We start from the raw sequence: 5,369 nt of genomic DNA, 5'->3' as shown, positions 1-5,369 counted from the left end.
GGGCGGTCTCTTATACACATCTAGATGGGTATAAGAGACAGGTTTTGAGTCTCGCCAACCACAATCTAGCGGGTCGGCAGTGAGCCTCTCCCCTCTCATGGGAGAAGAACCGAAAAAAAGCCCTGCAATGCAGGGCTTTTGATTTCTTAGGTCTCACTTTCAGGGCCGCGTTCGTAGTACGGCCGTCGCGGATCGACCATCGCCTGTTGCAGTGCAGCCATGTCCTTGGGATCGGGGTTGGAGCCAAGTGTCAAGCCAATCAGGCTTAGAATTGAAGGCCTTGCAAGCGTTGCCTGATTTGATCACTTTCGGCATCGGGTGAGCGGTCACAGTGGCAGACTTTTAGCGGGAGTTGCCGAAGTAAACTTAAGGGCTAGCTGTTTCTAGTTGTACCTGGGCTCCAAACTCGTGAACGATGCGTCCTTGCTCCATTACCAAAACTCTATCGGCGCTGGCAATTGTCTCAGGTCTATGGGCAATGATTATCCTTGTGATCGGCAGACTCTTGATCGCGTCGCTGACAAGCCTCTCCTTCATGACATCCAAGTGGCTGGTGGCTTCATCTAAAACAAGCACGAGCGGGTTGCGATAGAGTGCCCGTGCCAAGACTATTCGTTGCTTTTGGCCACCAGAGAGAGAACTTCCCATGTCACCGATCAGCGTCTGATAGCCCATAGGCATTGCCGATATATCTAGGTGAATAGCTGCCAGTTCCGCAACTCTTTGAACTCTGTCGAAGTCAAGATCCGAGTCAAAAAAGCTTATGTTTTCCGCGATGCTCCCGGCGAAGAGTTGATCATCCTGCATCACTGCTCCGATCATTGCCCTGAGATCGTTGGTTGCCAATTGTGATGTGTCGATGCCGCCAATCAACAGTGACCCTTTATCCGGCTTTAGTAAACCCAAAATGAGCTTCACGAGGGTTGTTTTTCCACAGCCTGATTCGCCCACAATCGCTACCGAGTCGCCATGTTTGATTGTAAAACTACAATCATTTACGATCCAAGGTTCTCCCTCGGAATAACGATAGGAAACATTTCTAATTTCTATGCCTCTCAGTGAATCAGGGCGCCCCAATCCTCCTGGGTTCGATGACTCAGGTTCTGACTGTACGATATCAGCGAGACGCTCCCCGTGCAGCCGCAGCAGCCTAAACTCTATGGCACGATCAACCAAGCCCGCCATCCGCAGCGCGAATTGGTCCTTATATGCTAGATAAGCGATGAGCATGCCTACTGAGAAGACACTCTGAAGTGCTAGGTTGGCACCGATCCAAATCACAAGGACTCGCTCTAGTCCAAATATTAGCTGATTTGCGCCTACAAACACCTGCGCGAACTTTGCCAACCGGATCTCTTGATTTACAGCGTCCTGCATCAAGTTGGAATGTGCCGCACCTCGTTGTGCCTCTTCACCTGCCACCTTAAGACTTTGAATGCCGCGAATCGATTCAAGTAAATGGGTCTCCTGCCTGGCGGCAGCCACAAGATGAAGCTCGGTTCTTCGCTTCAAGGGGATGGATGAAACCCATCTAAGGAGTAAGTATGCGGCCACTGCGAGCATGGTCACAGATGCTAGCTTCCAGCTGTAGACCAGCATCAGCGCCAGTGTGACAATAGACATCAACCCATCAACCAATGCCTCTACAAAATTTGTAGTAAGGGTTCTTTGGATGGATTGAATAGATCCCAGTCGGGAGGTGACGTCGCCCAAGTGGCGAGCCTCGAAGAATTTCAAGGGCAACCGGAGGAGGTGAATGATTACATTTCGAGTCCACTGCAGGCCCAGTTGAGCTGAAATATTTATTACTGACCAAGCACGCACTTGTCCGATCGCAACTTGCAGCAGGAGTGCCAAGCCGAATCCAACGGCGAGGACGGTGAGCAAATCATGATCCGAGGTTACAAGCACCTGATCGACGACCCACTGCATGAAGAATGGAGCGATCAGAAGGAATACTTGTAATGCTAATGATAAAAGCAGAATCTGGACAAGTGCGCTCTTAACTCCGCGCAAAGGGCCTGTCAGTTCTTTCAGTGAAACGGGCGCAGGCTCGGCTTGCCGGGCAAAGCCATCAGTTGGGCTCAGTTCTAGCCCGATTCCGGTAAAGTGACGAGACACTTCCGACATCGATAGAACTCGCTCGCCGAAGGCGGGATCGAGTATGGTCGCCTTGCCACGTTTGATATTTTTTAAGACAACAAAGTGATTCAGATCCCAGTGCAAAATGCAGGGGAGCTGAAGGCTTTGGATGTCCTCCAGCTCAAGTCTCAAAGGTCGAGTGGCCAGGCCAATCGTCTGAGCAACCCGCATGAGATCACCAAGACGTGCCCCTTTTAGCGAGATAGGGAAACGTCTGCGTAGCTCGGTGAGTCCAATGTGATTCCCGTTCGCATCTGCAATCATTGCGATGCATGCCAATCCACACTCGGCGGCAGTTGACTGACTTATGTACTTCACAACTGTTTTTCCGTCATCATCCGTGCTTGCAAAACACAGTCAGTTCACGCAGCAGCATATTGAACACTAGTGTTTTCTGCCGTTGTGGAACGCCAGGGAACAGGCAATTGCAAGGCCAATCATCGAGACGCCGAAAGCTTCAAAGAAGAACGATGAGAACCTTCCCGTAAGGCGAATGAATGCCATGCCGAGCATCAGCAGATTTACTGCGGTGAGGAGATTGTTCAGCCTTGTGGCAAACGGCGCGGGCTGTGCCTGGCAGCCAGTTGCAAAGTTGACCCTGACCAAGCGCTGTGTAAACATTTTTGCAGAAAAGATCGCCATGAAAATTCCAAAGGCGATAAATGTATGCTGGTCCTCTCTTGTAAATAGGGCGTACGCACACATGATGGCACATCCTATGCCAGCGAGCAGGAATGCAGGCAGTGTCGCCTTATGTCTTGCGTATTCCGGCATCATTGCGTCGCCGTGATATCCTAGGAGAAAACCCGGGACAACAGCACTTTGGCCATTACTTTTAATAAGGAACATGCTTTTCTCCAAGTCTCATGGCCCGAGACGTCTCGGGCCATGAGAGGTGATCAGATCGAGATTACTTTGCAGCCTGGTAAGCGTAATAGGCAGATGCTGCTGCCGATGCCCCCGCGATCAGGCCCAGGGCCGGCGAGAGCGGGCTCGGGATAGCAGCTGCGCCACCGTAGACCGCGGCAATACCAGCGTACATCGCGGAGCGCTGGCCATCGTTCATGGCGCCGCTGACTGCATCGATCTCGATCATGGTAAGTTCACGCATTTTACAAAATCCTTTCTGTCTATTTACTGCGATATGACGCATCCCCTGCGCCCTGGGCCCGGAATACACCGGAAATAACTGCACTTAGGGTTGTTCCTTTAGGAGTTTGCCTTTCAGTGCGTAGAGTGGCTCAAAGACCCACTCGATCAAGGATCTATTCTCTCCCAGTATATCTGCCTCAAGCAGCATCCCCGGCTTCAAGGATTCTTTATGTCCATAAGCGAAGACCTCTTGTGACTTTAGAGAGACGGTGACTCTGTAGAATGGTTCATTTGTTCGCGCCGCCCCGATCAGCGATCCGAGATCGCTGCTATTAAGCGCAGATCGGCCTATTAATTTCACTTGCCCGACCTGGTGCCCAAACTTTTGATAGGGAAAGGCTTGATAGCGAAGCTGAACCGTATCGCCAACGGCAATGAAGCCAATCGCACGACTGGGGACTAGTAGATCTGCCTCGAGCACGCCACCCTCCGGCAATATATTCAACATCGGCTGACCAGCGTCGACGGACTGTCCGAGCTTCACGAGTTGGTTGGCAATAACCCCGGCTACCGGAGCGGTGACGACCAATGCCCCGCGGGCCTCATTCTCCACCTCTTCCTGCTCGAGGGTCGCCAAGTCAACTTCAAATCCAGATTCAATTTTCTTCCGATCTCCAGGAAGGGCGCGAACGGACTGCTCAAGCTGAACGATTGAACGCTGAAGACTGGTGGCCTGCCGTTGCATGGCTTGAACGTTCGCAGTGTGGTCGAGCCACGCCGATTCCTGTTGCTTGATTTGTAAGATACTGACGTAACGCTCATCTTCGAGCTGCTTCAAACGATCCAGAGTTTCTTTCGCGATCCTGATTTGCTCCATTCGAGTGGCAATCTCGAGTTGGAGCTGGCGATGCTCACTACGAGCCTGCGCGAGTTGCTTCTGCAAGCCGTCGAGCTGGACGTCTTGGACGGCCATCTGGGCATTGAGCGCAGTACGTAATCCTTCGCGGCGATTCTGGAATTTGGAGGCTATTGCGTCGGCTGCGCTGCCTCCGGCAATCGTGGCCCTAGGCACCGTCACAATTGCTAGTCTCTGGTCGGGAAGCGTTTCCTCGCCTTCGAGAGCGCGCATTTGACTAACCACGCCCGTGGCTGGCGACAGGACAGCGACCATGCCCGTGGATGGGATCAACTGCCCAGTTACCGTCGATCTACGGGTATAGGTTGCCAAAGCCAAGAACAAGACGACCGAGAGGGCCACTGCGGCTGCCATCCATGTGAGAAGCCAAACGCGCATAGGCTGCGCAACCGAAACCTCTCCCAGCCAGCCGTTACGCCTAGCGTCCAACACTTCCTTGCGAAAAAGCTCTTCAGACATCTTTGAGCAAGCACCACACCCCTGTGAATGTTTGTTCTAACATCACCCTCTCTCGACCGTCAACAACCTCGATACGTCACATTGAGGACTCTTTTCTGCCCAGGAGTCGCGTACGGAGAGGCAGGGGCAACGTTGGGCCACCGACCTGTGTCGCGTATGGGGAGGCAAGGATGGCTGGCTCGGTCTGGCTTCGGGGATCGATTGAAGCGCGCGTCAGTTGCTGGCGACACATGCCCCCAACGCGACAGGCCAATTGGGGCTCGGTCGCACTGAAACAGGCGCTGATCACGCGCTACGAGATGCTCGGACGAGTCCGACTGCGTTCGTGCTGCGCTCATCACCCATCGCGAACCGTTCGATTGGTTGCACCGACCGCCGACACACGAGTTGTTTTGGAAGCGGCACAGGCAGCAACGGCGGCGATGTACCGCCCCAATGTTGCGTGGAAGAAGGCCGGTGTAGGTTTGGTGGATCTGAGCGCCGAACACATCCAGCAATCGGACCTGTTTGCCCCGGTGCGCAACCCCAAATCCGAAGCCCTGATGAAGGCTTTGGACTAGGCCAACCACAAATTTGGGCGCGGCAGCGTGTCATTTGCGTCATCCAGCACAGCGCCGGACCGTAGGCCCGTGTGGGCCATGCGGCAGGAGTATCTGTCGCCCTCCTTCACGACTCAGTGGGATGGAATGTTGAGGGCGCGGTGAATTGCAATCAATGTAGAAAGACGGGTGAAAAAAAGGTTCTTCACCCAACTCCGGGG

5 protein-coding genes and 1 pseudogene are annotated in these 5,369 nt (G+C 53.4%); 2 read left to right on the top strand and 4 right to left on the bottom strand.

Annotated elements, in window-relative coordinates; all coding sequences use genetic code 11:
• Positions 1–366: 366 nt before the first annotated feature.
• The 4 genes from NCWK1_RS28735 to NCWK1_RS28720 form a co-directional block, all read right to left on the bottom strand.
• Positions 367–2,460: a peptidase domain-containing ABC transporter gene (locus NCWK1_RS28735; protein WP_103127033.1), complete on the bottom strand. Its 2,094-nt coding sequence runs from the start codon at positions 2,458–2,460 to the stop codon at positions 367–369.
• 66 nt (positions 2,461–2,526) lie between these two features.
• Positions 2,527–2,991: a hypothetical protein gene (locus NCWK1_RS28730; RefSeq protein ID WP_103127032.1), complete on the bottom strand. Its 465-nt coding sequence runs from the start codon at positions 2,989–2,991 to the stop codon at positions 2,527–2,529.
• A 61-nt stretch (positions 2,992–3,052) separates the two neighbouring features.
• The gene (locus NCWK1_RS28725) at positions 3,053–3,295 is read right to left on the bottom strand and encodes a hypothetical protein (RefSeq protein ID WP_146034062.1); all 243 of its coding nucleotides are present in this window, start codon (positions 3,293–3,295) and stop codon (positions 3,053–3,055) included.
• A 42-nt stretch (positions 3,296–3,337) separates the two neighbouring features.
• Positions 3,338–4,609 (bottom strand): beta-barrel domain-containing protein, encoded by a 1,272-nt coding sequence (locus tag NCWK1_RS28720; protein ID WP_103127030.1) that lies wholly within the window; start codon positions 4,607–4,609, stop codon positions 3,338–3,340.
• 170 nt (positions 4,610–4,779) lie between these two features.
• Between NCWK1_RS28720 and NCWK1_RS28715 the strand changes: the two genes are divergently transcribed.
• Entirely contained in the window at positions 4,780–5,169 is a 390-nt protein-coding gene (locus NCWK1_RS28715) for a DinB/UmuC family translesion DNA polymerase (RefSeq protein ID WP_146034061.1), read from the top strand.
• 15 nt (positions 5,170–5,184) lie between these two features.
• A pseudogene (locus NCWK1_RS30670) lies at positions 5,185–5,313 on the top strand (DUF4113 domain-containing protein); the annotation flags it as partial.
• Positions 5,314–5,369 lie beyond the last annotated feature (56 nt).

Source organism: Nostoc cycadae WK-1 (genome assembly GCF_002897135.1).
GTDB lineage: Bacteria > Cyanobacteriota > Cyanobacteriia > Cyanobacteriales > Nostocaceae > Nostoc_B.
The sequence above is the reverse complement of the archived record's forward strand: the minus strand, read 5'-3'. Positions and strand labels throughout refer to the sequence as shown.